The sequence below is a fragment of the Acidiphilium sp. AL genome (assembly GCF_025499445.1).
GTDB classification, from domain to species: domain Bacteria; phylum Pseudomonadota; class Alphaproteobacteria; order Acetobacterales; family Acetobacteraceae; genus Acidiphilium; species Acidiphilium iwatense.
The window spans coordinates 1-1857 of record NZ_JAIMBZ010000108.1 but is presented as its reverse complement, the minus strand read 5'-3'; the positions used below and the strand labels follow the sequence as shown (position 1 = coordinate 1857).

Genomic DNA, 1857 nt, shown 5'->3' with positions numbered 1-1857 from the left:
GACGATCGCCTCGGAGCAGATAGTCGCCGATGGCCGTCACGGTGCTCGGATGTAGCGGCAGTTCACGAGATTTGCCGAACTTTCCACTGCGGATTGTGAGCAGGCCATCGGTGGCATCGAAGTCATCGCGGTCGAGGCCGATTGCCTCGCCGACCCGCATTCCAGTTACCGCCAGCAACCCGATCAATGTCCGATAGGTCGCTCTACGGTGCGGCCCACGCAATGTCGCCGCTGCCGCCATCAAGGCGGAGATTTCTTTCGCTGAATAGAGGTACGGTGTCGCCCGGCATGTTCGGCCAGGCAGGATGTTCGTCGGCGGCACCTGGGTGGCGGGGTCGATCCCGTGGAGATGAATAGCAAAGCGGCGAACGTCGGAGAGCCGCCGGGACATCCAGCTTCGATCGGCACCTGCCGGCAACGTCGCCCAGGCGAGAGCCGTTTCCGTGGTCAGGTGTTCTTCGCCTCGCTCCTCAACGAAGGTAAGGAACTGGGCAAGGAGTTTCTCCGCCCGGGCAAGCCTGTAGCCGAGGATGCGCCGCACGGCCAAGTAGTCGTCGAGCGCTTGGCGTAGGGCGTTCATGGGGCGTCTCCCGGCCACGGGCGGGCGATCCGGCGCAAGGCGTCGCGATCGACCTTGGCGTAAATCGCCGTCGTCAGAGCACGGCGATGACGCAAGAGTTGTCCGATCTCCGGCAGTGACGCTCCGCCCCGTAGCATCTGCATCGCTACTGTATGGCGCAAACGGTGGGCGCGGATTTGCCCGAGATCCGCCCGTTGAGCGGCTTCGGCCACGACATTGCTCACACCGGCCGAGCTGAGATGGCGATGAGGCGCCTTGATCCTTACGAACACCGTCCGGCCCTGGGCACTCGCGGGACGACCGCGCTGCAAATACACTGCCAGGCTGTCGCCGACGTCCTGCGGCAATGGCAGGCGCTCCATACAATTCGCCTTGCCGCGCACAACCATCTCGCCGGCCCGCCAATCGATATCGTCAAACCGGAGCTTCGCCACTTCGCCCGACCGCATGCCGAGGCGGACCAACATGGTCAGGATAGCGAGGTCCCGGCAGCCGCGCCGAGTTCTACCGTCGCATGACGCGAGAAGGCGTCGGACCTGGTCGGAATCCAGCCCCTTCGGCAGCCCGACCAATCGCCGGCCGGCAACGGAAGGTACTGCCGAGACCAGGGATCGTTCGATGATGCCGTCGAGATGAAGGAACCCGAGCAAAGAGCGTAGCGCAGTGACCGTCAGCTTTGCGGCTCCCCGACTTTGACGCGGGCACCGGGCCACCACGAAGGAAGCGACGTCGGCCGCGGTCAGATGTCCGAGATCGAGGGCGACGCCGTCAACCGAAAGTCTGCGTTCAAGAAATGAGCGCACCATACCAACATAACAGCGGGCGGTCACAGGCGCCAAAGAACGCTCGACGGTCAGAAAACGCCAGTATCGACAAAGTATCATCTCCACTGGGCCGTCGTGTTCCTCCGCCTCTGGCGGCACGATCTCCAGCCTCCGCAAATAATCAAGGATGGGGCGTACCGATTTGGTTGAGACGTATCTGGTATGACCGGCATCTCGGCGGCAGCACAGAAAGCGGTCCACTTCGACAGCCTTCAAATCGCTGGCGACCATGCCCTGGTGCAGCAGCCAATTGCTCAGATCGGCCAACACCTTCAATTGCATGCGAACGGAAGCTGGTGCGTATCCCTGCCGCGCTAGTTCGTTCGCGTAGACGATGGAAAACGCCCCAAGCGGTCCTGAATCCAGGACTTCTGTTTGATCAATCGACATAACTCACTCCCCTTTCTTGAAAAGAGAGGGGAGTCTGAACTGATCCTCAGGCCGGCGTTATTA

At 62.0% G+C, this 1857-nt stretch carries 2 protein-coding genes; both read right to left on the bottom strand.

Annotated elements, in window-relative coordinates; translation table 11 throughout:
* The coding region (locus tag AiwAL_RS20080) for a tyrosine-type recombinase/integrase (protein WP_262313481.1) at positions 1-580 on the bottom strand (580 nt) is incomplete at its 3' end.
* Positions 577-1794 carry a site-specific integrase gene (locus tag AiwAL_RS20075; RefSeq protein ID WP_262313480.1) on the bottom strand — a complete coding sequence of 406 codons (1218 nt, stop codon included), beginning with the start codon at positions 1792-1794 and terminating at the stop codon, positions 577-579. The genes AiwAL_RS20075 and AiwAL_RS20080, both read right to left, overlap by 4 nt.
* Between the last annotated feature and the right edge of the window lie 63 nt (positions 1795-1857).